Raw genomic sequence first — 24018 nt, 5'->3', positions numbered from 1 at the left:
TTATTGGCAGGCTTCGCACTCTTCGAAGCCGGGGTCGCCCGGCCGCATGGTGCAAACCGCCCCGAGAACTTCGGGTTCCGGCAAAACAGGTGCAGCAGCGACAGCAGGACCCGCGGACGGTGCGCCCGCCGAGACGGCGTTCAATTCGCCGCCGCGTCCCGTGGACTTCTCGGCGCTGGTGGCGCCAAGCGTACGCAGGTAGTAGGTCGTCTTCAGGCCGCGCTTCCAGGCCAGCTTGTAGGTGTCGTCCAGCTTCTTGCCCGACGCGCCCGACATGTAGATGTTCAGCGACTGTGCTTGATCGATCCACTTCTGGCGACGCGACGCGCATTCAACCAGCCAGCTCGGTTCGACTTCGAACGCGGTGGCGTAGAGGTCGCGGAGTTCGGAAGGTACGCGATCGATGCGGGACAGGCTGCCGTCGAAGTACTTGAGGTCGGCGACCATGACTTCGTCCCAGAGACCGAGTTTCTTCAGGTCACGCACGAGGTAATCGTTAACGACCGTGAACTCGCCGGAGAGATTCGATTTGACGTACAAGTTCTGGAAAGTGGGTTCGATGCACGCAGATACACCAATGATATTGGAAATAGTCGCGGTTGGGGCGATTGCGATGCAATTGGAGTTGCGCATGCCATGTTGTTTGATGCGCGCGCGCAACGTATCCCAATCGAGCGTGCTCGACTCATCAACTTCAACGTGACCACCGCGTTCATCGCGCAGCATCTTCAACGTGTCTTGCGGCAAGATGCCACGCGACCACAGCGAGCCTTCATACGATTGATAACGGCCGCGCTCTTCAGCGAGCAGGCTCGAGGCCCAGTACGCGTGATAGCACACGGCTTCCATCGAACGGTCGGCGAATTCGACGGCGGACTGCGATGCGTAAGGCACGCGCATCATCTGCAGGCAGTCCTGGAAGCCCATGATGCCCATGCCCACCGGACGATGGCGCGCGTTGGAATTGCGGGCCTTGTCGACGGCGTAGTAGTTGATGTCGATCACGTTGTCGAGCATGCGCATGGCGATGCTGACCGTGCGCTTGATCTTGTCGTGGTCGAGTTCGAAACCGCCGCCGGCAGCCGGCTTCATGTGCGCGACCAGGTTCACGGAACCCAGGTTGCACACCGCGATTTCGGATTCGTTGGTGTTCAGCGTGATCTCGGTGCACAGGTTCGAGCTGTGCACGACGCCGACGTGCTGCTGCGGCGAACGGATGTTGCAAGGATCCTTGAACGTGATCCAGGGGTGGCCGGTTTCGAACAGCATCGACAGCATCTTGCGCCACAGGTTCAGCGCCGGCATCTTCTTGAAGAGCTTCAGTTCGCCGCTGGCCACGCGCGCTTCGTAGCCCACGTAGGCTTCTTCAAAGGCGCGGCCATACTTGTCGTGCAGGTCGGGGCAGTCGGACGGCGAGAACAGCGTCCATTCGCCGCCTTCCATGACGCGCTTCATGAACAGGTCGGGAATCCAGTTCGCCGTGTTCATGTCGTGCGTGCGGCGGCGCTCGTCGCCGGTGTTCTTGCGCAGTTCCAGGAATTCTTCGATGTCCAGGTGCCACGATTCCAGGTACGTGCAGACAGCGCCCTTGCGCTTGCCGCCCTGGTTGACCGCGACGGCGGTGTCGTTGACGACCTTCAGGAACGGCACGACGCCCTGGCTTTCGCCGTTGGTGCCCTTGATGTGGCTGCGCAGCGCGCGCACCGGGGTCCAGTCGTTGCCCAGGCCGCCGGCGTACTTGGCCAGCAGCGCGTTTTCCTTGATGGCGTCGTAGATGCCTTCCAGGTCGTCGGAGACGGTGGTCAGATAGCACGACGACAGTTGCGAGTGCAGCGTGCCCGAGTTGAACAGCGTCGGCGTCGAGCTCATGAAGTCGAACGAGGACAGGATCTCGTAGAACTCGATGGCGCGGGTTTCGCGGTCGGTTTCGCGCAGCGCCAGGCCCATGGCCACGCGCATGAAGAACACCTGCGGCAGTTCGATGCGTGTGCCGCGGATGTGCAGGAAGTAGCGGTCGTACAGGGTCTGCAGGCCGAGGTAGCCGAACTGCAGGTCGCGCTTGGCGTTCAGGGCGTGGCCCAGCTTGGTCAGGTCATAGCTGGCCAGCTCGGGCGACAGCAGACCGCCTTCGATGCCGCGGGCGATGAAGGTGGGGAAGTACTCGGCGTAGCGGGCGGCCATGCCGTCCTGCGAGACTTCTTCGCCCAGCACTTCCTTGCGGATCGTGTGCAGCAGCAGACGGGCGGTGACCTGGCTGTAGGCCGGGTCCTTTTCGACCAGCGCGCGCGCGGACAGGATGGCGGACTTGAACACTTCGTCGACGGGGATGCCGTCGTACAGGTTCTTGACCGTTTCCTTCAGGATCGCTTCCGTGTCGATGAATTCGGCCAGGCCTTCGCCGGCGGCTTCGATGGTGGCGCGCAGTTCAGCCAGATCCAGCGGGCGGCGCACGCCGGCGTCGGTCACGTTCAGCACGTGTTCCTGCGGGGCGGCGGCCTTTTCCTGGTTGTCGGCGGCGGCAGCGGCGGCCGCGCGTTCCTGCGTGCGCTTTTCGCGGTACAGCACGTAGGCGCGGGCGACGTCGTGTTCGCCCGAGCGCATCAGGGCCAGTTCGACCTGGTCCTGGATGTCTTCAATATGGAAGGTGCCGCCGTTGGGGCGGTTGCGCACCAGCGCGTTGACGGCCTGGCCGGTCAGGTTCTCGACCAGCTCACGCACGCGCGCGGAGGCCGCGCCCTGGCCGCCGTTGACGGCCAGGAAGGCCTTGGTCATGGCGATGGCGATCTTGTTGGGTTCGAACCCGACCACCGAGCCATTGCGGCGAATGATGTTGTAGCTGGCCCATTGCCCGCCGTTGGCGTCAGCAGGGGAATCGGTTTGGGAGGGCGGCACGGCCGAGGGCCGGGTCACAGAGGCGATCGTAGTCTGCATGGAAGCTCCTGTGCGAAAAGCGCGTAGATAGCGACATGACGGCGTCATGTCAGGTACAAAATCGGATCTTTTGAGGGGGTCGTAACGCTAGGACGGCTTAGTCCAAAAGGCGTGGCCGACGGGAATCAGCTCTTAGGCGACCACAACATATAGTGTAGCACCCCTCGTTGGACACTAATTCTAGTGATCGAGTACGACAGGGACAAGAAAAAAATAAGACGAAGTTCACAAAAGGTTGTTACCAAATGCACTAGGCGCGCCCAGCAAGGCGCGCCCAGGAAGGTGCCGCTCGGAGCGAATGTTTATGCGGTCTTCCGCAGGGGCATATCGCGCGGGGCAGGCGCCGTATAGGTTTGCATCAAGCGGCCCAACTCCGTCCGATACTTCTCGACGTTTGCAGCCTTCACGTGGCCGAAGCCGCGGATGGTTTCTGCAAGGCCGGCGATTGTAGCCGCTTGGGCCAGCTTGTCGCGGGTCAACCCTGCCAGCAACTGGTCTATGGCCTGGCGGTACTCGCGCACCAGCTCCCGTTCCATCTTGCGCTCGGCGGTATGGCCGAAGGGATCGAACCAGGTGCCGCGCAAGCCCTTCAGGCGCGCCAGCATTTTCAGCGCGGTCATGGTGCGCGGGCCCAGCGTCATCTTGCGCGGCACGCCGGTGCGCGGGTCCTTGCGGGCGAAGATGGGCGGGGCCATGTGGAAGCGCAGGCTGTAGTCGCCTTCGAACTGGCCCTGCAACTGCGCCTGGAAGGAGGCGCCCGTGTAGAGCCGCGCGACTTCGTATTCGTCCTTGTAGGCCATGAGCTTGAACAGGCCGCGCGCGACCGCCAGCGCCAGGCGCGGCGTCTTGGCGTCGGGCGCCAATTCGCGCTCGCGCGCGGCGACGGCCTCGACCACGTCCTGGAACTGGCGGGCGTAGTCGGCGTTTTGATAGGCGGTCAGGTCTTCGACGCGGCGGGCGACGGCGCGCTCGAACGATTCGGGCACGTGCAGTTGCACGACCTGGGCGCGCGGGCGCAGCGCGCCTTCCAGCGCGTCGGGCTGGTGCGCCGCCAGACGGCCGCTGTCGAAGGCGGCACGGTTGGCGGCCACGGCCACGCCGTTGAGTTCGATGGCGCGGTTGATGGCGGCCTGCGACAGCGGCACGCCGCCGCGCTGCCAGGCATAGCCCAGCATGAACATATTGGACAGGATGCTGTCGCCGAACAGCGCCAGCGCGGCTTCGTGCGCGTCGATCGCGACGGTGTTGGACTCGCCCGCGGCGTGGCGGATCTTGGCCAGCAGCGCTTCGGGCCGCATGGCCGCGTCCGGGTTGCGGGTGAAGTCGGAGACCGGCGCGACGTAGCTGTTGACCGTGACCTGGGTGTGGCCGCGGCGCAGCGCGCCCAGCGAGTCCGGCGCCACGGAGGCGACCGGGTCGCACAGGATCGCGGCGTCGGCCTGCTGCCAGTCCAGGCGCACCGGGCCGGCGGGGGCGCCGGCAGGCGCCAGGCGGATATGGCTGACCACCGTGCCGCCTTTCTGAGCCAGGCCGGTCAGGTCCAGCACCGCGGCGGACAGGCCTTCCAGATGCGCCGCCATCGACACGATGGCGCCGATGGTGATGACGCCGGTGCCGCCCATGCCGGCGACCAGCAGACGATAGGGATGGTCCAGCGCAGGCATCGCCGGCAGGGGCAACTGCGCGATCAGTTTCTGCAGGCGTTCCTGGTCGGCCTTGGGCGCCGCGCTTTTCTTGGGCTTGCCGCCCATCACGGAGACGAAGCTGGGGCAGAAGCCTTCGGCGCAGGAATAGTCCTTGTTGCAGCTGGACTGGTCGATGGCGCGCTTGCGGCCATAAGGCGTTTCCAGCGGCACCACCGACAGGCAGTTCGATTGCACGCCGCAGTCGCCGCAGCCTTCGCAGACGGCGCTGTTGATCAGCATGCGGCGCGCCGGGTCGGGGAACTGGTTCTTCTTGCGGCGGCGGCGCTTCTCGGCGGCACAGGTCTGGTCGTGGATCAGCACGGTCACGCCGGGGATCTCGCGCAGCTCGCGCTGCAGCGCGTCCAGTTCACGGCGGTGGTGCACCTTGATGCCGGCGCCCAGGTCCACGCCCTGGTACTTCTCGGGTTCGTCGGTGGTGACGACGATGCGGGCCACGTTCTCGCCGCGCAGTTGCTGGCAGATGCTGGGCACCGAGATCGGGCCGTCGATGGGCTGGCCGCCGGTCATGGCCGTGGCGTCGTTGAACAGGATCTTGTAGGTGATGTTGGCCTTGGCGGCCACGGCCTGGCGGATGGCGAGATAGCCCGAGTGGTAATAGGTGCCTTCTCCCATGTTCTGGAAGATGTGCGGCATCTTGGTGTAGCGCGACAGGCCGATCCAGTCCACGCCTTCGCCGCCCATCTGCGTCAGGCCGCCGGTGTCGCGGTCCATCCAGGCGGCCATGTAGTGGCAGCCCACGCCGGACAGCGCCTGGCTGCCTTCCGGCACCTTGGTCGAGGTGCTGTGCGGGCAGCCCGAACAGAAGTAGGGGCGGCGGCGCATGCCGTCGGCATCGTTGGACAGCGGCGCCTGGCACGCGAACGCGGACAGGTCCGCCGCCAGCGGCAGGCCGGCGGCGCGGCTGAGCCAATTGGCCAGCGGCTGCGCCAGCAGCGAGGGGCGCAGCTGGCCGGCCGAGGGCACCAGCGCTTCGCCGTCGAAGCCTTTCTTGCCGATGACGGAGGGGCGGTCCGGCAGGTTGAACAGCAGGTCCTTGATCTGGCTTTCGACCACCGCGCCCTTTTCCTCGATCACGAGGATGTGCGACAGGCCGCGCGCGAATTCCAGCAGGCGTTCGCCATCCAGCGGCCAGGTCAGGCCGGGCTTGTAGATGCGCACCGGCGCATTGGCGGTGACGGTGTCCACGCCCAGGCGCGATAGCGCTTCCATGGTGTCCAGATGCGCCTTGCCCACCGTGACGATGCCGACAGTGGCCTTGGGCGCCGGACAGGTCAGGCGGTCGATGCTGTGGCGGCGCGCGAACGCGGCCACGGCCTTCATGCGCAGGTTCATGCGCGTCTCGATCGCCAGCGACAGGAAGTCGCGCGCGGAATACTCCAGCGATTCGGGCGGCATGTCCGGATCCGCCGGCATGTCGTAGCGCTGGGCAGGAGCGGGAACGAAGGAATGCCCGCATTCGATGGTTTCGGACACGGCCTTGAAGGCGACCCAGGTGCCCGAGTAGCGCGACAGGGCCCAGCCCCACAGCGCGAAGGTTTCGTATTCGTCGATGGAGGCCGGGTGCACGATGGGCATCTGCCAGCCGATCAGCGAGGCCTCGCTGGAATGCGGGATGGAGGACGAGACGGCGGTGTGGTCGTCGCCCACCACCACCAGCACGCCGCCGTTGCGCGATGCGCCCGCGGCGTTGCCGTGATGCAGGGCGTCGCCGGCGCGGTCCACGCCGGGGCCCTTGCCGTACCACATGGCGTAGACGCCATCGACGTTGCGGTCGGCGCGCACGCCGGCCTGCTGGGTGCCCATGACGGCGGTGGCCGCCATGTCTTCATTGATGGCGGGCAGGAAGGTGATCTGGTTGGCGTCCAGCGCCTTCTGCGCCTTCCACATGGCCATGTCCACGCCGCCCAGCGGCGAGCCGCGGTAGCCCGAGACGAAGCCGGCCGTGTTCAGGCCGCGTTCGCGGTCCATCCGGGCCTGGGTGAGCATGATGCGCACCAGCGCCTGGGTGCCGGTCATGAAGATGCGGCCGGAGCTGCGCGTGAGGTTGTCGGCGAGCTGGTACTCGAGGTCCAGCTGGGGTTCGGCGGCGGGGGTACCGTCCATGGTGAATACTCCTGGTTTCGGCACCATGATAGGTTCGCGAGCCATCAGGTTTATTGCGTTTTTGGATCGTGCTATCCCTATAATTCGCAATGAACGTTTCGTGTTCGACAAAAACCAGGAGACTAAGCGATGGACAAGACCGATATCGGCATCCTCAAGGCCTTGCAGGAGGACGGCCGGGCCTCGGCGCAGCAGCTTTCAGAGAAGGTGGGGCTGTCGGCCGCGCCGGTGTGGCGGCGGGTGAAGGCGATGGAGGCCAGCGGGGTGATCCAGGGGTATAGCGCCCAGGTGGACCGCAGCAAGGTGGGGCTGGGCTGCATGTTCGCGCAGATCAGCCTGGAGCGGCACTCCGCCAATACGGTCGAGAACTTCGAGCGCTCGGTGCGCGACGCGCCCGAAATCCTGGAGTGCTACGCGGTGACGGGGGATTCGGACTTCCTGCTGAAGATCCTGGTCGAAAGCCCGGAGGCCTACGATCGTTTCCTGCACCGCTTCCTGTTCAACATGCCGGGCATACGGCAGACGCGCACCATTGTCGCGCTGCGCGAAATCAAGCACGAGCAGCGCCTGCCGCTGTAGATAAACGGGCCCTCTCTATATAGATATAGGGAGGGCCGCGGATTTATTGGGGTTGGATGCCCGAGATCCGGATCCATTCCTTCCAGCGCGCGGTGTCTTCCTTCACGAAGGCGTCAAAGCGCGCCACGTCCATGGATTCCGGCGTCAGGCCCAGGGCGCGCAGCTTGCCGGCGGTGGCTTCGTCCTTCACCGCCGCCTGCATGTGGGCGTTCATCTTTTCCACGATGTCCTGCGGCGTGCCTGCCGGGGCCGACAGCCCCAGCCAGCCGGCGACGATGAAGTCCGGATAGTAGGTGGCCATGGTTGGCACGGTGGGCCAGGCCGGCTGCGGCTGGGCGCCGGTGACGGCGATGGGAATCAGCCCCTTGCCGTCGATCTGGCCCATGGCGGTCAGGTAGTCGACGAAGGCGAAGTTGATCTGCTTGCCGCGCAGGTCGGTGATGATCTGCGTGATGTTCTTGTAGGCCGCGCCGGTGATCTCGATGCCGGCGCGCTGCTTCAGCAGTTCGGACGGCACTTGCGAGGACGAGCTGTAGTAGCCGAAGAAGACCTGTCCGGGATGTTGCTTGGCGTACGCGACCAGGTCCGGCACCGTGCGGTACGGGCTGTCAGGCGACACCACGCCGACCGTGCCGAAGGTGCCCAGCATGCCGACCTGGCGGAAGTCCTTTTGCGCGTCGTAGGGCAGGCTCTTGTAGAGGAACTGGTTGGCCGAGTGGGTGGAGTTGGTGGACAGCAGGAAGGTGTAGCCGTCCGCCGCCGCGTTCTTGGCCGCGTTGGTGCCGACGATGCCGCCCGCGCCGGGCCGGTCCTCGACCACCACGGTCTGGCCGGTCTTTTCGCCCAGGTACTGCGCCAGGGTGCGCGCGGTGAGGTCGGCCGCGCCGCCTGCGGCGGACGGCACGATCAGGGTCACGGGTTTCTCGGGCCAGCCGGCGGCGTGCGAGGCCGCGGCCAGCAGCAGGCCGGCGCCGATCAGGGCCGGACGGATATAACGGGGTATGAACATGGTTGTCTCCTGATGGCGCGGTTGCGCGTCGTTGTCGTTGTTGTCGTTGGTATTCGGGGGGCGATCAGTCGAACTGGCCGCGGTGCCACACCAGGATGGCGGCGGCGCTGACTTGCCACTGGTTCGCGTACATCATGCAATGCGGCTGGCCGGCAAGCACGGCGTGGGAAAAACCGAAGCGGCGCGCGATCGCCAGGTCCTGGCCGGGCGGGTGGCGGTCATGCGTGTCCAGGCCGGCTTCCAGGCACAGGCCCGGAGCGCGGATGGCGGCGGCGTCGACGGGCACGCGCAGCAGATAACGGTCGTTGAGCACTTCCGGACTTTCGGGGCACAGGCGCTGCGATACCGAAGCGACGTCGCGGTCTGGCGAGGTCGCCAGAAAGCGTGCGCGGATTTCGGCGTCGTTCGGCGCGCGGCGTGGCAGGCCTTCAGGGACGGGCGGCAGCGCTTGCGCGCCGGGCAGGTCGCCGGGCGGCGACGGCGCCAGCAGGACCACGCCCGCCACCGTCCGCTGGCTGGCGGCCAGCAGCGCGGGCAGCGCGCCCATGCTGTGACCAATGACGACCGTGGGACGAGCCAGCGCGTCCAGCGCGCTGACGACATCCTGGCCCAGGTCGGCGATGCCAACCGACGTAAACGCCGCGTCCTGGGGCAGGGCGCCGTGGCCGCGCAGGTCCAGCGCCGCGCAGGCCAGGCCGGCGCGGGCGAAGAAATCAAGATAGTGCGCGTAACACCAGGCGCCGTGATAAGCGCCAGGCACGAACAGCAGGCCGGGCCTGTCGTCCTGGGGATCGGCGCCGACTATCAGGCGGCCCTGACCGGCGAGGCGCGCGGGCAATTGGTCGATGCGGCTGAAATCCAGCGGATCGGCGCGGGTGGAAAGAGGCGGGAGCAGCGAGTCGGCATTCATGGTGCGGCCATCTTAGGTGGGCTGGTGCTATCAGAAAACTTTATTTTTCATATGATTAGATAAGTTTTACTAATCGAAGTCAGTCATGCGCCCGTTGCCTGAAATTTCCATCACGCACTACCGCCACTTCCTGCTGGTGGCCGAGCTGCGCAGCTTCCGCGCGGCCGCGGCGCGAGCCTTCCGCTCGCAGCCGGCGCTGTCGCTGTCCATCCGCGAGATGGAGCAGCGCCTGGGGCAGCCGCTGTTCGAACCAGGCAACCGCGGCACGCTCACGCGTTTCGGCCAGGACTGCCTGCCGCTGGCGCGCGAACTGGTGCAGCACCACGACCGCGTGGCGGGCGCGCTGTCGGGGCTGGCCAGCAACGAGGCCGGCACCTTGACCATGGCGTCGGTTGCCACGGTGGCCACGCACTGGCTGCCGGAACTGGTGGCGACATACCGCGAGCGCTATCCGGCGGTGGCGCTGCGCCTGTTCGACGACAACTCGGAAGGCGTGGAGCGCATGGTGCTGGCAGGGGAGGCGGAGCTGGGCGTGTGCAGCCCGGTGTCACAGGACCGGCGGCTGTCCTTCGAGCCCTTGCTGCGCGACGCCTTCGGCCTGGTTTGCCATCGCGGCCATCCGCTGGCCAGGCGCAAATCGGTGAGCTGGCGCGAGATCGAGGACCTGCCTCTGGTCGGCACCATCGCCCATCGCCAGCTTGCGGGCTATCCGCAGGCGGCCTTCATGCTGGACCGGCAGGTCTTCGTCTCCAACATGATGTCGCTTCTGGCCATGCTGGAACGCGGCGTCGGCGTCACGGTGCTGGCGCGGCTGGGCGTGCCGCCGGATTCGCGCGGCCTGGCCTTTGTGCCGCTGTCCGCCCCGCGCATCGAGCGTGAACTGGGCATCACCCGGCTGGCCGGCCGCAGCCTGTCTCCAGCCGCGGCGCGCATGGAGGAAATGCTGCGCGCGAAGGCCGCGAAACGCGGCTGCACTGTCGCTTGAAACCAACGCATTTTTGCGATTTGCGGCCATAAAACAGGCCAATTCCGGGGCCTACTGTTGCGCAATTGCACTGGTCGCGGATCGCCGTTGATTCTTCGCAAACGCCTCTTTAGAGTGCGTGATGTTTGCTGCGCGAGGGATGCGCCGGGGTGCTCGGTGCGGCGCGTCGACAGACGTGTTGAGGAAGTCATGAGCAGTGTGTATTTGCGTACGGCGGGCGTCGCCTGCGCCGTTCTGATCCTGGCCGGCTGCGCCGCCAGAAAGCCCGCCACCATCACCGAAGCCCAGCCCGCGGAACCACCCAAGCCGGTGGCCTGCGTACCCGCCAAGGCCGGCGATCCCATGATAGGCACCTGGCTGTCGAACAGCCGCCCGCGCGACGTCAGCGGCGATCTGCAATCGCTGATCGTGCTGTCCGCCGATGGCACCATGGCCTATGAATCCCTGCTGAAGATCGGCCGCAAGACGCGTCCCGCGTTGCGCGAGACCGGCTGCTGGAGCGTGGCGGACGGCATCTACACGATGCAGACCACCAAGTCCGCCGGCGAACTGGTGGACGCCAACGATCCGATCTACCTGAACCGCTACCGCGTCGAAAAGGTCGAGAAGACCCGTCTGACGATGCGCGAGCTGAAAAACGGCGGCCAGGTCATGACCGCGCGCCGCATGCCCACGGGCTATCGCCTGCCCTATTGAGCGTTGCGCGGGGCGGACATTCCGCCCCACGACAAAGCCAAGATGGCCGGGCTGCGGTAAGGTGCGGTCTTCACCCATCGCCCGCAGCCGGTCATCCATGCCTGCCCTGTCCTCCGAAGCGCGCGCCATCGCGCTGCTTGCCCTGGCCGCTTTCGTCAGCGCCAGCGCCTTCCGCATCTGTGATCCCATGTTGCCGCAGCTCGCGGCGGAATTCGGCACCACCACGGGCCAGGCCGCGCGCGCCGTGACCGCGTTCGCCGTGGCCTACGGCGTGTTGCAGATGTTCTTCGGTCCCCTGGGCGACCGCTACGGCAAGTACCGCGTCGTCAGCATCGCGACCTTTGCCTGCGCGCTGGGCAGCGCGGGCGCGGTGGCCGCAGGGTCGCTGGACGTGCTGGTGTTCTGCCGCGTCCTGTCGGGCGCGGCGGGGGCGGGCATCGTGCCGTTGTCGATGGCCTGGATCGGCGACAACGTTCCTTATGAACGCCGCCAGGCCACCTTGGCGCGCTTCCTGACCGGGACCATTCTCGGCATGTCGGCGGGCCAGCTGGCCGGCGGCCTGTTTGCCGACACGGTGGGCTGGCGCTGGGCATTTGCCGCGCTGGTCTGCGGCTACCTGATAGTGGGCGTGCTGCTGTTGCTGGAAGTGCGCCGCCAGCAGGCCTCGGGCCTGGGACAGGTGGACCCGGGCGCGGTGCGCCAGGGCTTCGTGGCACAGGCGCGGCTGGTGCTGGGCACACCCTGGGCGCGCATCGTGCTGGCGACGGTATTCGTCGAAGGCCTGCTGGTTTTCGGCGCACTGGCCTTCGCGCCTTCCTACCTGCATGAACGCTTCGATATCTCGCTGACCGCCGCGGGCGCGCTGGTGGCCGTGTATGCCGTGGGCGGCTTGCTGTATACGGTGGTGGCCGGCCGTATCCTGAAACGCCTGGGCGAACGCGGGCTGGCGATCGCCGGCGGACTGGTGCTGGGCGTGGCGTTCCTGTCGTATTTGCTAGGTCCGGTTTGGATGTGGAGCTTGCTGGCCAGCGTGCTGGCCGGTTTCGGCTACTACCTGCTGCATGCCACCTTGCAGACGAATGCGACGCAGATGGTGCCGTCGGCGCGCGGCACGGCGGTGGCGTGGTTCGCATCCTGCCTGTTCATGGGCCAGGCGGTGGGCGTGGCCGTGGCGGGCGCGGTGGTCGACGAGATCGGGCCGGGCGCGCTGTTCGGCGGCTCGGCGGCGTTGTTGCCCTTGCTGGGGGCGTTCTTCGCGCGTGCATTGAAGGTGCGCGCGGCCATCCAGCAAGCCTGAGGGAACGGCTGAAAACACCGCGGGCCTTGCTCATCCTGGAATGAGCAAGGCCCGCGGTGTTTTTGGGACAGGCGCTTAGATTGCGGCCAGGCGCTTGAGCACGGTCTGCTTGCCCAGCAGGGCCAGCACGGCGTCCACGGCCGGGGTCTGGGTCTGGCCGGTGACGGCGACGCGCAGGGGGATGGCGAGCTGCGGCATCTTCATGCCGCGGTCGGCCAGCACGGCCTTGATCAGGGCGGACAGGGCTTCGCGGGTCCAGTCGGCGTCCTGGGCGCGCTGCGCGAAGTCGGCCAGCGCTTCGCGCGCGGGCGCGGTCAGGTGCTGCTCGGCCAACTCGGCGGGCGCGCCCTTGAAGTCGGCGCAGAACAGCATGGCGCCGTCGGCCAGTTGCTCCAGCGTTTCAGCGCGGTCCTTCAAGAGGCCCATGACGCCCGGCAGATCGATCTTTTCCGGATGGCCGCCGCGGTTCGCCACGCGCGGCGCCACGCGCTCGGCCAGTTCGGCGTTGTCCATCTGCTTGATGTAGTGGGCGTTGACCCAGTTCAGCTTCTTCGGATCCCACTGCGAGGCCGACTTCGACAGGTGCTTGGTGTCGAACCACGACACCAGCTGGTCGCGCGAGAAGAGCTCGTCGTCGCCGTGGCTCCAGCCCAGGCGCGCCAGGTAGTTGACCATGGCTTCCGGCAGATAGCCTTCGTTGTCGTACTCCATGACGTTGACGGCGCCGTGGCGCTTGGACAGCTTTTCGCCGTCCGGACCCAGGATCATGGGTACATGGCCGTACTCGGGCAGCGTGGCGCCCAGCGCACGCAGGATGTTGATCTGGCGCGGGGTGTTGTTGACGTGGTCATCGCCGCGCAGCACATGGGTGATGCCCATGTCCCAGTCGTCGACCACGACGCAGAAGTTGTAGGTGGGCGTGCCGTCCGGGCGCGCGATGATCAGGTCGTCGAGTTCGGTGTTGTCGAAGCTGATGGTGCCCTTGACCATGTCGTTCCAGGAGGTCGCGCCTTCCTGCGGGTTCTTGAAGCGCACCACGGGCTTGCGGCCTTCCGGGATGGCCGGCAGGGTCTTGCCGGGCTCGGGGCGCCAGGTGCCGTCGTAGCGCGGCTTGTCGCCGCGGGCGCGGGCGGCTTCGCGCATGGCTTCCACTTCCTCGGGCGAGCTGTAGCAGTGGTAGGCGGTGCCGGCGGCCAACATCTGCGCGACCACTTCGCGGTAGCGGTCCATGCGCTGCATCTGATAGAAGGGGCCTTCATCGGGCTGCATGCCCAGCCAGTCCATGCTGTCCAGGATGGCCTGCACCGCTTCCGGCGTGGAACGTTCGACGTCCGTGTCTTCGATGCGCAGCACGAAGGTGCCCTTGTGATGGCGCGCGAAGGCCCAGGAGAACAGCGCGGTGCGGGCGCCGCCCAGATGCAGGAAGCCCGTGGGCGAAGGCGCGAAACGGGTACGAATGGGGGTAGAGGCGTTGGAAGTCATAGGTGGCAATGATAGCGGCTGCGGCGCCACAAATCGGCGTCAGGCTGGGCCCATGTCAATCGTAGGGCAGGGTTGTCTTGTTACGATGAGGGGTATTTTAGATTAGGGCCTGCTAACACCATGTTGCGACACGCTCTCGCCCCGATGTTCGAGCCCGCCTCGCTGGTGATCGTCGCCGACCGGCCGCTGCCGGCGGCGGCCTCGTTGCCGCCCGCGCTCAAGGGCAAGACCACGGTGGTGGCCTGCGAAGTCGGCGCCGCGCCGGACCTGCCGGACACGCTGCAGGGCCTGGCCCAGGGCGAACGGCCTGATCTGGCCCTGGTTTGCGTTTCGCCCGCCGTCCTGCCGGAAACGCTGCGCCGGCTGTCGCCGCTGGCGCCGCGCTCGGTAATCCTGCTGCCGCACGAACTGCCCGACCCGTATCCGCGCGGCACGCTGGCGCTGTGCCGCGCCTGGGCCGAGGAAAACCGTTGCGAATTGCTCGGTCCGCGCTCCTTCGGCGCACAGCGGCCGCACGCCGGCCTGAACCTGAGCCAGCACCCCGTGCTGGCGCGCGCCGGCCGCGTGGCGCTGCTGGCGCAGTCGCGCTCCATCATGGCCGCGGTCATGGACTGGGCCGAGGATGTGCACATCGGCTTTTCCACCGCCGTGTCGCTGGGCGACGAGGCGGTGGTGGGCCTGTCCAAGGTGCTGGACTACCTTGCCAGCGATCCGCGCACGGACAGCATCGTGCTCTATCTGGAAGACGTGGGTCCGGCCCGCGAATTCATGAGCACCTTGCGCGCCGCGGCCTCGATCAAGCCCGTGATCGTGCTGAAGGCCGGCCGCGCGGATACCGACAGCGCCGACGCCATCTTCGACGCCGCCTTGCGCCGCGCCGGCGCGGTCCGCGTGCGCTACTTCGTGCAGCTGTTCTCGGCGGTCAAGGTGCTGGGCTACACGCGCCGTCCCAAGGGCCGGCGCGTGGCGCTGATCTCCAACGGCAGCGGGCCTCCCCAACTGGCCATGGACCTGATCGGCCCCGACGCCGCCGTGCTGCGCGCGGAGCTCGCGCCCGCGACCCAGCGGACGCTGGCGGCCATGCTGGAGCCCGACGCCGCCACCGCCAATCCCGTCATCACCTTCACGCCGCTGACCCCGGAGCGCATCCGCGCCATGCTGGACGCGGTGCTGGACGATGCCGGCGTGGACGGCGTGCTGGTGCTGCTGGCGCCCGACGCGCTGGCCGACATGCAGGCGGTGGCGCGCGAACTGGCGCAGATCGCGCCCAAGGCGAAAAAGCCGGTCGTCACCTGCTTCATGGGCGACGCCGGCATGCGGCCGCTGCGGCGCATGCTGGATGACGCGGGGACCTCGGCTTTCCGCACGCCCGAATCGGCCGCCGACGCTTTCGGCGTGCTGGCGACCCATCACTACAACCAGCAGCTGTTGTTGCAGACGCAGCCGCCGGAGCCGGCCAGCCACGTGCCGGACCTGGCCGCCGCGCGCGAGATCCTGGCGCGCGTGCGCGCCGAATGCCGGCGCGAACTGAATACCTCCGAAATCCGCAGCCTGCTGGCGCTGTTCTACGTGCCGCTGCGCGACACGCCGATGGACGTGGCGGCTGCAGAGCCGGAGTCCCGCCCCATGGCGATCCGGGTGCGGCGCGACCCGCAGTTCGGCCCTGTAATCCGCTTCGGCGCGGGCGGCCCGGACGCGGTGCTGTCGCAATCCGACCGCGGCGTCGATCTGCCGCCGCTCAACGGCTTCCTGGCCCGCCAACTGATCGAACGCAGCCGGCTGTGGCGCCGGGTGCTGGCGCCGCGCATCGGCCACATGGCCGCCGAGGCCTTGCAGCAGGCGGTAGTGCTGGTGTCCGAGCTGGTGTCGGAGTTGCCGGATATCGAATCCCTGGACATCGATCCGCTATACGCCGGCGAAACCCATCTGCGCGCCGGCGGGCTGCGCATGACGCTGACCGAGAAGCCCGGCTGCGCAACGCCGCAGACCGCGGGCTACCCGCATATGGCGATCCACCCGTATCCGGCCCGGCTGGTGCAGGTGCGCCGCTTCGCCGACGGCATCCCCTGGGTGTTGCGTCCCATCCGCCCCGAGGATGCCGAACCGCTGCAGGAATTCATCCGCGGCCTGTCCGAGCGTTCGCGCTACATGCGCTTCGTGTCCATGATGCGCGAGCTGACCCCGCGCATGGTGTCGCGCTACACGCAGGTGGACTACCACCGCGAGCTGGCCCTGGTGGCCGCCACGCAGGTGCCCAACCCCGCCAACCGCGGCCATCCGCGCGAGGTGCTGGTGGGCTTCGCGCATTACCTGCGCAACCCCGACGGCAGGGGGGCCGAGTACGCCCTGGTGATCGGCGACGACTGGCAACGCCGCGGCCTGGGCCGCCAGCTGATGTCGGCGCTGATCGACGCGGCGCGCGAGCAGGGGCTGGAATACATCGACGGCCTGGTGCTGTCGACCAACCGGCCCATGCTGTCGCTGATGACCAGCCTGGGCTTCACCAACGACGCGGATCCGGAAGACCCGACGATGCGCCGGGTCTGGCTGAACCTGTCCTGATATCAGGCCCGTTCAGGCGGTCTTCCTGACTGCCTGGGCGGGCTTGAGCCGCGCGATCGATTCGTCCACCGACAGCACGTCACCGAAGAACAGCATCCAGCCGTGCAGCGCGTGTTCATGCTCGGCAGGCGTGACGGCGGCCAGCGCGTCGTCCACCATGATGGTGCGGAAGTCCCGCATCATCGCGTCGCGCGCGGTGGATTCGCAGCACACATTGGTGACGGTGCCGGCGATCAGCAGCGTGTCCACGCCGCACCCGCGCAACAGCGGCTCCAGTTCGGACGAGCCCGGCGCCATCGCGCTGTAGAAGCGCTTGGTCACGCGCAGGTCGGTGTCGTGCGCATGCAGGTCCTGATGCAGCGCATACCCCGGAGCATCGCGGCGCAGCGTTTCCAGACGCCTGGCGCTGCGCTCCGGCGTCAGCATCACGCCGTGATGGTGCGACCAGAACGAGTCGGCGTTATCGGAGGCGGTCTGCACCCACACGATGGTGCCGCCGGCGGCGCGCACCGCGTCGCATAGGCGGTTGATGGGGGCGATGATCTCGCGCGCCGGCGCGCATTCGCCCTGGTAGCCGGGCAGCGTGAAGTACTGCTGCATGTCCACCACCACCACCGCGAGGCGCGCGGCGGGCAGTTCGTCATAGGGGTGCAGGCGGCCCTGGCGGGCGATCACGCGATCCTTTACCCATTGCGGGAATTCCATGGCGGTTCCTTATCCGTAGCGCCGCGCGATCGCGGCTTCGATGCGGTAGACGATCAGGTACATCACGCTGGAGATCAGGGCCAGGATGGCGATGGCGGTCATGACGATGTTCAGCTTGAACACCTGGCTGCCGTTCATGATGAGAAAGCCCAGGCCGGAATCCGCCGACTGGAACTCGCCCACGATCACCCCCACCAGTGCCAGGCCGATGTTCATCTTCACCGCCGCGATCAGCGTGGGCACGCTGCCCGGCAGCACCACCTTGGTCAGCACCTGCCAGCGGCTGGCGCCGAAGGTGTGGGCGAGCTTCACCTTGTTCAGGTCTATGCCGCGAAACCCCGCATACACCACCATGATGGTCACGAACACCGCGATCGCCACGGCCATGCCGTACACCGCGTAGTCCGAACCCAGCCACAGGTAGAAGATCGGCACGAAGGCGATCTTGGGCATGGCGTTGGCCACCACCAGGAAGGGGTCCAGCACCTTGTACAGGAAGTCCGACCACCACAGCGCAGCCGCCACCACGATGCCGATCGCCATGCTCAGGCCGAAGCCCACCAGCGTGGCGCTCAGCGTGGTCATGATGTGCTTGCCCAGGTTGCCGTTGTTCCAGAGCTCGATGAAGGTTGGCCACAGCGCGCTGGGGTAGCTGGTCAGGAGCGGGTTGAGGATATGCATGCGCGGCAGGATTTCCCAGGCGCACAGGAACACGGCCAAGAGCAGCGCCTGCGCGATGCGGATGTGCCGGCGGCGGGCGCGGTCGCGCCGCAGGTAGTTCAGGTACTTCTCGCTGGGCGCGCGCACGGCGCGCAGCGGAACGGTGTTGGCGACGGGCGCGTTCATGGGTCAACCCTCCACGTGGACATCGAGCTCGTCCCACAGCTGTTTGAAGTAGGTATTGAATTCGGGCCGCGAGCGAGCCTGGAACGGCGTGGGCCGGGCCTGGCCGTCGCCGTAATGGATGCGGTACTGGCTCTTGAGGCGGCCGGGCCGGCGCGACAGCACGATCACGCGGTCCGTCATGGCGATGGCTTCGCCGATGTCGTGCGTCACCAGCACCACGGTCTTGCCTTCGCGCCGCAGGATGTCCACCACTTCGTCGGAGATTGCCAGCCGGGTCTGCGAATCCAGCGCCGAGAAGGGCTCGTCCAGCAGGATCACGTCCGGCTCGGTGACCAGGGTGCGGGCCAGCGCGGCGCGCTGCCGCATGCCGCCCGACAACTGGCGCGGCGTGTGCGACAGGAAGGCGCCCAGTCCGCATTTCTCCAGCAGATGCACGGCGCGCGCCTCGCTGCGCGCATCGCGCCGGCCCTGGATCTCCGCGCCCAGCATGACGTTGTCGAGGATGGTGCGCCATTCGAACAGGTAGTCCTGCTGCAGCATGTAGCCGATGCGCGGATTGGGCTTGGTCACGGCCTGGCCGTCTATCATCACGGCGCCCGAGGTCGGCGGAATCAGGCCGGCGATCAGCGACAGCAGCGTGCTCTTGCCGCAGCCGCTTTGCCCGATCAGGCTGACGAATTCGCCCGCCGCCAGCGTGAACGACACGTTCGACAGCGCCTCCGTCTCGCCTTCCTGGGTGAAATAGGAAAGACAGACCTCGCGCAGTTCGATCTTCGCCGTGGCGGTGTCCGGCTTCAGGTTGTGGACGACGGCTCCCATCATTGGGCCTTCTTCGCGAAGTCGGTCACCACCACGTCCTCGTACTTCACGCGGGCGTTGTCCTTCATGACCGCGCTGGCGATCAGCATGTCCTGCAACTGGTTCATGGCTTCGGCCGTCACCAGCGGCGTGGTCTTCCAGATCTGGTACTTCTTGTAGCGCTCGATGGCCTCTGTCACCGCAGCCTGGTCCATGCCGGGGAAGTACGTCATGATCTGCGGCGTCAGCGTGGCCGCGGGCGTGTCCTTCACGTATTTTTCGGCGCGCGCCACCACGTCGGTCCAGGCCTGGATGACCTTGGGGTTGTCGCGGATGTACTTGTCGGTGGCGGTGAAGACCGTGTAGTCCACCTGGCCGACTTCGTGGCCCACCGAGGCGACGATGTAGCCCTTGCCGTTGCGCACCAATTCGCCGGCCTCGGGTTCAAGAAAAATGCCATATTCGCCCTGGCCGGCCATCCAGGCGCCCGCGCGCGCGGGAATGCCGATGTTGTTCAGCAGCTTCACGTCCTTTTGGGGATCCACGCCATGCTTGCGCAGCGCCGTTTCCAGGAACACGATGGGATTGGAGCCCGGCCGGAAGCCGATGACCTCCTTGCCCTTGAGCATGGACCAGTCGAACTTCTCCACCGGCTTGCGCGCCAAAAGGAAGAATCCGTCGGTGGCGGTCAGCCCGGCAAAGATCTTGGGCTTGACCGGGGATTCGCTGTTGTGGACGTAGATGGACGCCTCGGGCCCGATCAGCACGATGTCGGCGCTGCCGGACAGCAGGGCGGTCATGCCCTTGTCGGTGCCTTGCGAGGTCTTCATGGACACGTCCAGGCCCGCGTCCTTGAAATAGCCCTGCGACAGGGCCACGTACTTGGGCACGTAAAGAATGGACCGCACCACTTCTTCGTAGCGGACCTTCACGGGGGGATTGAGGGCTTCGGCCTGGGCGGCCAAGGGGGCGAACAGCGCGAGCAGCGCCGCAGCCGCCAGACGGGGCGATGGCAAGGATTTCACGGGACTTTCTCCTGCGTCTTGAATGCCACGCCGAAACCCGGCGCGACACGGCCAATGGGATGGATCGACAACAACAACAGGGAAGCCCGAACTGGTCGCCCGGGCCGGTAAGGCTTGGATCGAATACTATATTCAATACAAATAGGCGACAAGCTTTTTGCAGTTGGCGTTTTTCTCTATGGACGAGAGAAAGTCAGCCCAGGAAAATTCCAGGCTGGGATACCACTTGGTATACAAAATGAAATCGCAGGCCGCCAGGGCCTGCGAGCGGGCGGGCAGGGCGCAGGACGCCCATCTGCCGCGATCAGGGCCGCCGGGCGCGGCCCTGCATGGTCCTCAGACCAGAACCTGGTTCAGGAACTTGGAGATATCCGCTACTTCCTCGGCGCAGACCGAGTGCGGCATCGGGTAGGTGTGCCATTGCACGTCGTAGCCCAGCCGCCGCAGCTCGGCCAGCGAGGCCTGGGCGCGCGGCAGCGACACCACCGGGTCGTACTGGCCATGGGCCAGGAAGATGGGCGTGTCCTGGTTGGCGCTGTTGCGCTCGGCTTCGGCCGTGTCCAGCAGCGGCAGATAGCCCGACAGGCCCATCATGCCCGCCAGCTTTTCCGGCAGGCGGATGCCCGTGTGCAGGGTCATGGCGCAGCCCTGCGAAAAGCCTGCCAGCACGATCTTCGAGGTCGGGATGCCGCGGGCGTTCTCGCGCGCGATCAGCTTGTGGATCGCGGCTTCGGAGGCGCGGATGCCGCGGGCGTCCTCGACGCGTACCAGGTCCATGACCAGGATGTCGTACCAGGAGCGCATCGACATGCCGTTATTGATCGTCACGCGCTGCACCGGCGCGTTCGGGAACACGAAGCGCACCGACGCGCCGGCCGGCAGGTCCAGCTCCGGCACGATGGGCGCGAAGTCGTTGCCGTCGGCGCCCAGGCCATGCAGCCAGATCACGGCGTGCGTGGGATTGGGGGCGGTTTCGATCTCGATGCAATCGAGCAGGTCGGTCGGAGCGTTCATGGACGGCGGGCGATGAAAATCAAAGGGTAAGGGTCTTCAGGGCCTGGAACAGCGCGCGGTAGTGCTTTTTCTGCGGTTCCTGGCCTTGCAGCAGGGCGGCGTTGGCCAGCTTTTCCTTGCGGGCGGCGCGGATCAGCGCGCGCAGCTGCTGCACGTCGGCTTGCGGATTGCTGTTGAGCAGCTTGGTCAAGGCCTCGTCGTCGTCCAGCAGGCGGTCGCGCAGCGTCTCCAGCCTGTGCATGGCGGCGGTTTCCTCGCGCGAGCCGTTTTCCCAGACATCGAGCTGGGCGCGGATCTCGTCGGCGGGCGCGTCGCGCATCAGCTTGCCCACGAAGTGAACCTGGCGCCGCTTGCCCTCGCGCCCGGTGGTGCGCTGCGCCGTGCGGATCGCCTCATAGAGACGCTCGGCCAGCGGCAATTGCTTGAGGCGTTCGGGGGACAGTTCGATCAGCTGCTTGCCCAGGTCCAGCAGCGCGTGCATTTCGCGCTTGACCTGGGACTTGCTGGGACGGTCGTAGCCGTTCTCGTCGTAACCGTCGTCGACGGATTCTTCTTCAATATGGGAATTCATGGAAAACTGCGCAATGACAGACTTGGCTATGATAACCGTCTCTGCAAATTGGACAGCAATGGTTAAAACCTCCTCATCCTTGCCGCTGGCGGCGAATCACGCGCGTTTTTCTGAACTCGTCGAACAAACCCTCGCCTATGCGCGCCAGATCGGCGCCTCCGACGCAGCGGCGGAAGTCTCGGAAAGCCTGGGCCTGTCGGTCTCCGTACGCAAGAACGACATCGAAACCGTCGAACAGACCCGCGACCGTTCGCTGGACCTGACGGTCTACGCCGGCCAGAGCCGCGGCTCCGCTTCCACCTCCGACTTTTCCGAAGCGGCGCTGCGCCAGACGGTCGAAGCCGCCTGGCACATCGCGCGCCATACCGCCGCCGATCCGGCCGCCGGCCTGCCCGACGCCGACCAGCTGGCCACTGAATTCCCCGACCTGGACCTGCACCGCGCCTGGGGCGTGTCCACCGAAGAAGCCGCCGAGCTGGCGCTGCGCGCCGAGCGCGCAGCGCGCGAGGTCGATCCGCGCATCACCAATACCGATGGCGCCACCGTGGGCACCTACGAAGGCCAGTTCGTGATGGGCAACACGCGCGGCTTCCTGGGCGGCTACCCGTACTCGCGCCACAGCCTGTCGGTCGCGCCCATTGCCGGCCGCGGCAACGGCATGCAGCGCGACTACTGGTACAGCTCCGAACGCGATCCGGCCAAGCTGGCTTCGCCCGAAGCCATAGGCCGCTACGCCGCCGAGCGCACGCTGTCGCGGCTGTCGGCCCGCCGCATCCGCACCGGCAAGTTCCCCGTCCTGTTCGAAGCGCCCCTGGCGTTGGGGCTGGTGGGCGCCTTGACCCAGGCCGCCAACGGCGGCGCGCTGTATCGCAAGGCCAGCTTCCTGCTGGACGCGCTGGGCAAGCCCATCTTCCCCGAACATATCAACCTGACCGAAGATCCGCACATCCGCGGCGCGATGGGCAGTTCGCCCTTCGACGACGAAGGCGTGCGCACGCGTCGCCGCAGCGTGGTGTCGGCCGGGGTGCTGGAAGGCTATTTCCTGTCGTCCTACACCGCTCGCAAATTGGGCATGACCACCACCGGCAATGCCGGCGGTTCGCATAACCTGGTGTTCAGCTCCACCCAGACCCGCCGCGGCGACGACTTCGAAGCCATGCTCAAGAAGATGGGCACGGGCTTTCTCGTCACGGAGCTGATCGGCCAGGGCGTCAACTACGTCACCGGCGACTACTCGCGCGGCGCGTTCGGCTACTGGGTGGAAAACGGCCAGATCCAGCACGCGGTGCAGGAAATCACCATTGCCGGCAATCTGGCCGATATGTTCAAGCAGATCGTGGCGGTCGGCGCCGACACGATTTCGCGCGGCACCAAGACCACCGGCTCGATCCTGATCGAGCAGATGGCGATCGCCGGAATCTGATCCTGCGTATTGGCCGCGGCATGATGCGCCGCGGCCGCCACGCAGACCCGGCAGTCGTTCCGGTCTTTGCAATCCCTTACCTGATAGTGTGGCCAGGCAGGCCGATATCAGCGTGTAATATCCGCCGGGTATCGCTTGATGTCCCAGGTGTTGCTGTAAAGGAGCAAAGAGATGCAACGACGTTCGTTCTTGAAGCACGCCGGTCTCGGCGCTGTCGCCACCGGAGCCGCCGTCAGCGCGCCCGCGTTCGCGCAGGACATGCCCTCATTGAGCTGGCGCCTGTCTTCCGGCTTCCCCAGCACCCTGGATCTGCGCATTGGCGCTGGCGAAAGCTTCTGCAAGTTCGTCTCTGAAGCCACGGGCGGAAAGTTCAACATCCGCCATTTCCCCGAGGGCGAGATCGTGCCCGCCGCGGACCTGATGGAAGCGGTCTCCACCAAGAAGGTGGAATGCGGCCATGCCTCGTCCCGCGCCTACTACGCCAAGAACCCCGTCTTCTGCTTCGACGCCGCAGTGCCCTTCGGCCTGAACGCCAGGCAGATGAACGCCTGGATGAACGAAGGCGGCGGCCTGCGGCTGACCCGCGAACTCTTCAAGCCTGAAAAAATCATCAACTTTCCGCTGGGCAACACCGGCGCCCAGATGGGCGGCTGGTACACCAAGGAAATCAAGCGCGCCGGCGACCTGAAAGACCTGAAAATGCGGGTGGGCGGCCTGGCCGGCGACGTGCTGGCCAAGCTGGGCGTGGCGCCGCAGCAGGCCGATCCCGCCAAGCTGGCCGAGGCCTTCGAGAAAGACGGCCTGCAGGCGGTGGCGGGCGCGGGCCCCTACGATGACGACAAGCTCGGTCTTAATAAGGTTGCTAAGTATTACTACGCACCCGGCTGGTGGGCGCCCGGCGAACAGCTGTCGCTGTATATCAACGACGAAGCCTGGAATGCGTTGCCCAAGAACTACCAGGCCGTGGTCGACGCGGCCGCCCAGGCCGCGCATGCCGCCGCCATCGCCCGCTACGATGCCCGCAACGCGGCCGCGCTGGCCCAATTGACGGCAAACGGCGCTCAAATCCGTACATTCCCGCGGTCCATCATGGACCTGGCGTTCGAGGCCACGCAGCAGCTCTATAAGGACTTGGGCGCCAAAGACCCCAGATTCAAGGCGATGCACGATAGTTACATGGGTTTTCGCGACAGCGAAATGCCATGGTTCCGTCTGACCGAAAGCGCCTACGACCAATACCTGGGCGTAGCGCTATCGGCCAGAACGTAGGACACTTACGCCTGCCGAATAGCATTCGGCCGGCGTTAGGGTTTTTGCTAGTAACCACACGTTTTTTACAAAAAAATGGGCGGTTTGTAGGCTTTTGTTGAATGGCG

18 protein-coding genes are annotated in these 24018 nt (G+C 66.4%); 7 read left to right on the top strand and 11 right to left on the bottom strand.

Annotated elements, in window-relative coordinates:
- Both N5C88_RS18085 and N5C88_RS18080 read right to left on the bottom strand, forming a co-directional pair.
- Positions 1–2931: a ribonucleoside-diphosphate reductase subunit alpha gene (locus N5C88_RS18085; RefSeq protein ID WP_059379050.1), complete on the bottom strand. Its 2931-nt coding sequence runs from the start codon at positions 2929–2931 to the stop codon at positions 1–3.
- Between the two features lie 302 nt (positions 2932–3233).
- Positions 3234–6740: an indolepyruvate ferredoxin oxidoreductase family protein gene (locus N5C88_RS18080; protein ID WP_280015920.1), complete on the bottom strand. Its 3507-nt coding sequence runs from the start codon at positions 6738–6740 to the stop codon at positions 3234–3236.
- 129 nt (positions 6741–6869) lie between these two features.
- On the opposite strand from N5C88_RS18080, the gene N5C88_RS18075 reads away from it, so the two are divergent.
- Complete coding sequence (locus N5C88_RS18075; RefSeq protein WP_008159001.1) at positions 6870–7319, top strand: Lrp/AsnC family transcriptional regulator; 450 nt, start codon at positions 6870–6872, stop codon at positions 7317–7319.
- A gap of 43 nt (positions 7320–7362) precedes the next feature.
- On the opposite strand, the gene N5C88_RS18070 is transcribed toward N5C88_RS18075, so the two are convergent.
- Positions 7363–8328, bottom strand: coding sequence for a tripartite tricarboxylate transporter substrate binding protein (locus N5C88_RS18070; RefSeq protein WP_059379048.1), 966 nt, complete (start codon positions 8326–8328; stop codon positions 7363–7365).
- 64 nt (positions 8329–8392) lie between these two features.
- Entirely contained in the window at positions 8393–9238 is an 846-nt protein-coding gene (locus tag N5C88_RS18065) for an alpha/beta hydrolase (RefSeq protein WP_059379047.1), read from the bottom strand.
- 85 nt (positions 9239–9323) lie between these two features.
- On the opposite strand from N5C88_RS18065, the gene N5C88_RS18060 reads away from it, so the two are divergent.
- The 3 genes from N5C88_RS18060 to N5C88_RS18050 all read left to right on the top strand — a co-directional run bounded on the left by N5C88_RS18060 (position 9324) and on the right by N5C88_RS18050 (position 12216).
- Positions 9324–10223: a LysR family transcriptional regulator gene (locus N5C88_RS18060; RefSeq protein ID WP_280015919.1), complete on the top strand. Its 900-nt coding sequence runs from the start codon at positions 9324–9326 to the stop codon at positions 10221–10223.
- Between the two features lie 189 nt (positions 10224–10412).
- On the top strand, positions 10413–10919 hold the full coding sequence (locus N5C88_RS18055; RefSeq protein ID WP_054458355.1) for a hypothetical protein: 507 nt from the start codon (positions 10413–10415) through the stop codon (positions 10917–10919).
- 97 nt (positions 10920–11016) lie between these two features.
- Positions 11017–12216, top strand: coding sequence for an MFS transporter (locus N5C88_RS18050; RefSeq protein ID WP_118932549.1), 1200 nt, complete (start codon positions 11017–11019; stop codon positions 12214–12216).
- A 75-nt stretch (positions 12217–12291) separates the two neighbouring features.
- Here the strand turns inward: N5C88_RS18050 and gltX are convergent, their stop codons facing one another.
- On the bottom strand, positions 12292–13698 hold the full coding sequence (gene gltX / locus N5C88_RS18045; protein WP_280015918.1) for a glutamate--tRNA ligase: 1407 nt from the start codon (positions 13696–13698) through the stop codon (positions 12292–12294).
- A gap of 120 nt (positions 13699–13818) precedes the next feature.
- Between gltX and N5C88_RS18040 the strand changes: the two genes are divergently transcribed.
- Complete coding sequence (locus N5C88_RS18040; RefSeq protein ID WP_059372856.1) at positions 13819–16260, top strand: GNAT family N-acetyltransferase; 2442 nt, start codon at positions 13819–13821, stop codon at positions 16258–16260.
- A 12-nt stretch (positions 16261–16272) separates the two neighbouring features.
- On the opposite strand, the gene N5C88_RS18035 is transcribed toward N5C88_RS18040, so the two are convergent.
- The 6 genes from N5C88_RS18035 to yjgA form a co-directional block, all read right to left on the bottom strand.
- The gene (locus tag N5C88_RS18035) at positions 16273–16965 is read right to left on the bottom strand and encodes a cysteine hydrolase (protein WP_059372858.1); all 693 of its coding nucleotides are present in this window, start codon (positions 16963–16965) and stop codon (positions 16273–16275) included.
- 9 nt (positions 16966–16974) lie between these two features.
- Positions 16975–17811 (bottom strand): ABC transporter permease, encoded by an 837-nt coding sequence (locus tag N5C88_RS18030; protein WP_059372861.1) that lies wholly within the window; start codon positions 17809–17811, stop codon positions 16975–16977.
- Positions 17812–17814: 3 nt separating this feature from the next.
- Positions 17815–18630: an ABC transporter ATP-binding protein gene (locus tag N5C88_RS18025; RefSeq protein ID WP_059373042.1), complete on the bottom strand. Its 816-nt coding sequence runs from the start codon at positions 18628–18630 to the stop codon at positions 17815–17817.
- Complete coding sequence (locus tag N5C88_RS18020; RefSeq protein ID WP_059372863.1) at positions 18630–19634, bottom strand: ABC transporter substrate-binding protein; 1005 nt, start codon at positions 19632–19634, stop codon at positions 18630–18632. The genes N5C88_RS18025 and N5C88_RS18020 overlap by 1 nt, the downstream gene beginning before the upstream one ends.
- Positions 19635–19970: 336 nt before the next feature.
- Positions 19971–20648, bottom strand: coding sequence for an alpha/beta hydrolase (locus N5C88_RS18015; RefSeq protein WP_059372865.1), 678 nt, complete (start codon positions 20646–20648; stop codon positions 19971–19973).
- A 19-nt stretch (positions 20649–20667) separates the two neighbouring features.
- Positions 20668–21219: a ribosome biogenesis factor YjgA gene (gene yjgA / locus N5C88_RS18010; RefSeq protein ID WP_059372867.1), complete on the bottom strand. Its 552-nt coding sequence runs from the start codon at positions 21217–21219 to the stop codon at positions 20668–20670.
- 58 nt (positions 21220–21277) lie between these two features.
- Between yjgA and pmbA the strand changes: the two genes are divergently transcribed.
- Positions 21278–22642, top strand: a complete 1365-nt coding sequence (pmbA, locus tag N5C88_RS18005; protein WP_059372869.1) for a metalloprotease PmbA — start codon at positions 21278–21280, stop codon at positions 22640–22642.
- 171 nt (positions 22643–22813) lie between these two features.
- On the top strand, positions 22814–23911 hold the full coding sequence (locus N5C88_RS18000; protein ID WP_280015917.1) for an ABC transporter substrate-binding protein: 1098 nt from the start codon (positions 22814–22816) through the stop codon (positions 23909–23911).
- Positions 23912–24018: the final 107 nt, after the last annotated feature.

This window comes from Achromobacter sp. GD03932, from assembly GCF_029839485.1.
GTDB lineage: Bacteria > Pseudomonadota > Gammaproteobacteria > Burkholderiales > Burkholderiaceae_B > Achromobacter > Achromobacter bronchisepticus_A.
This window is presented reverse-complemented; position numbering and strand designations above follow the sequence as displayed.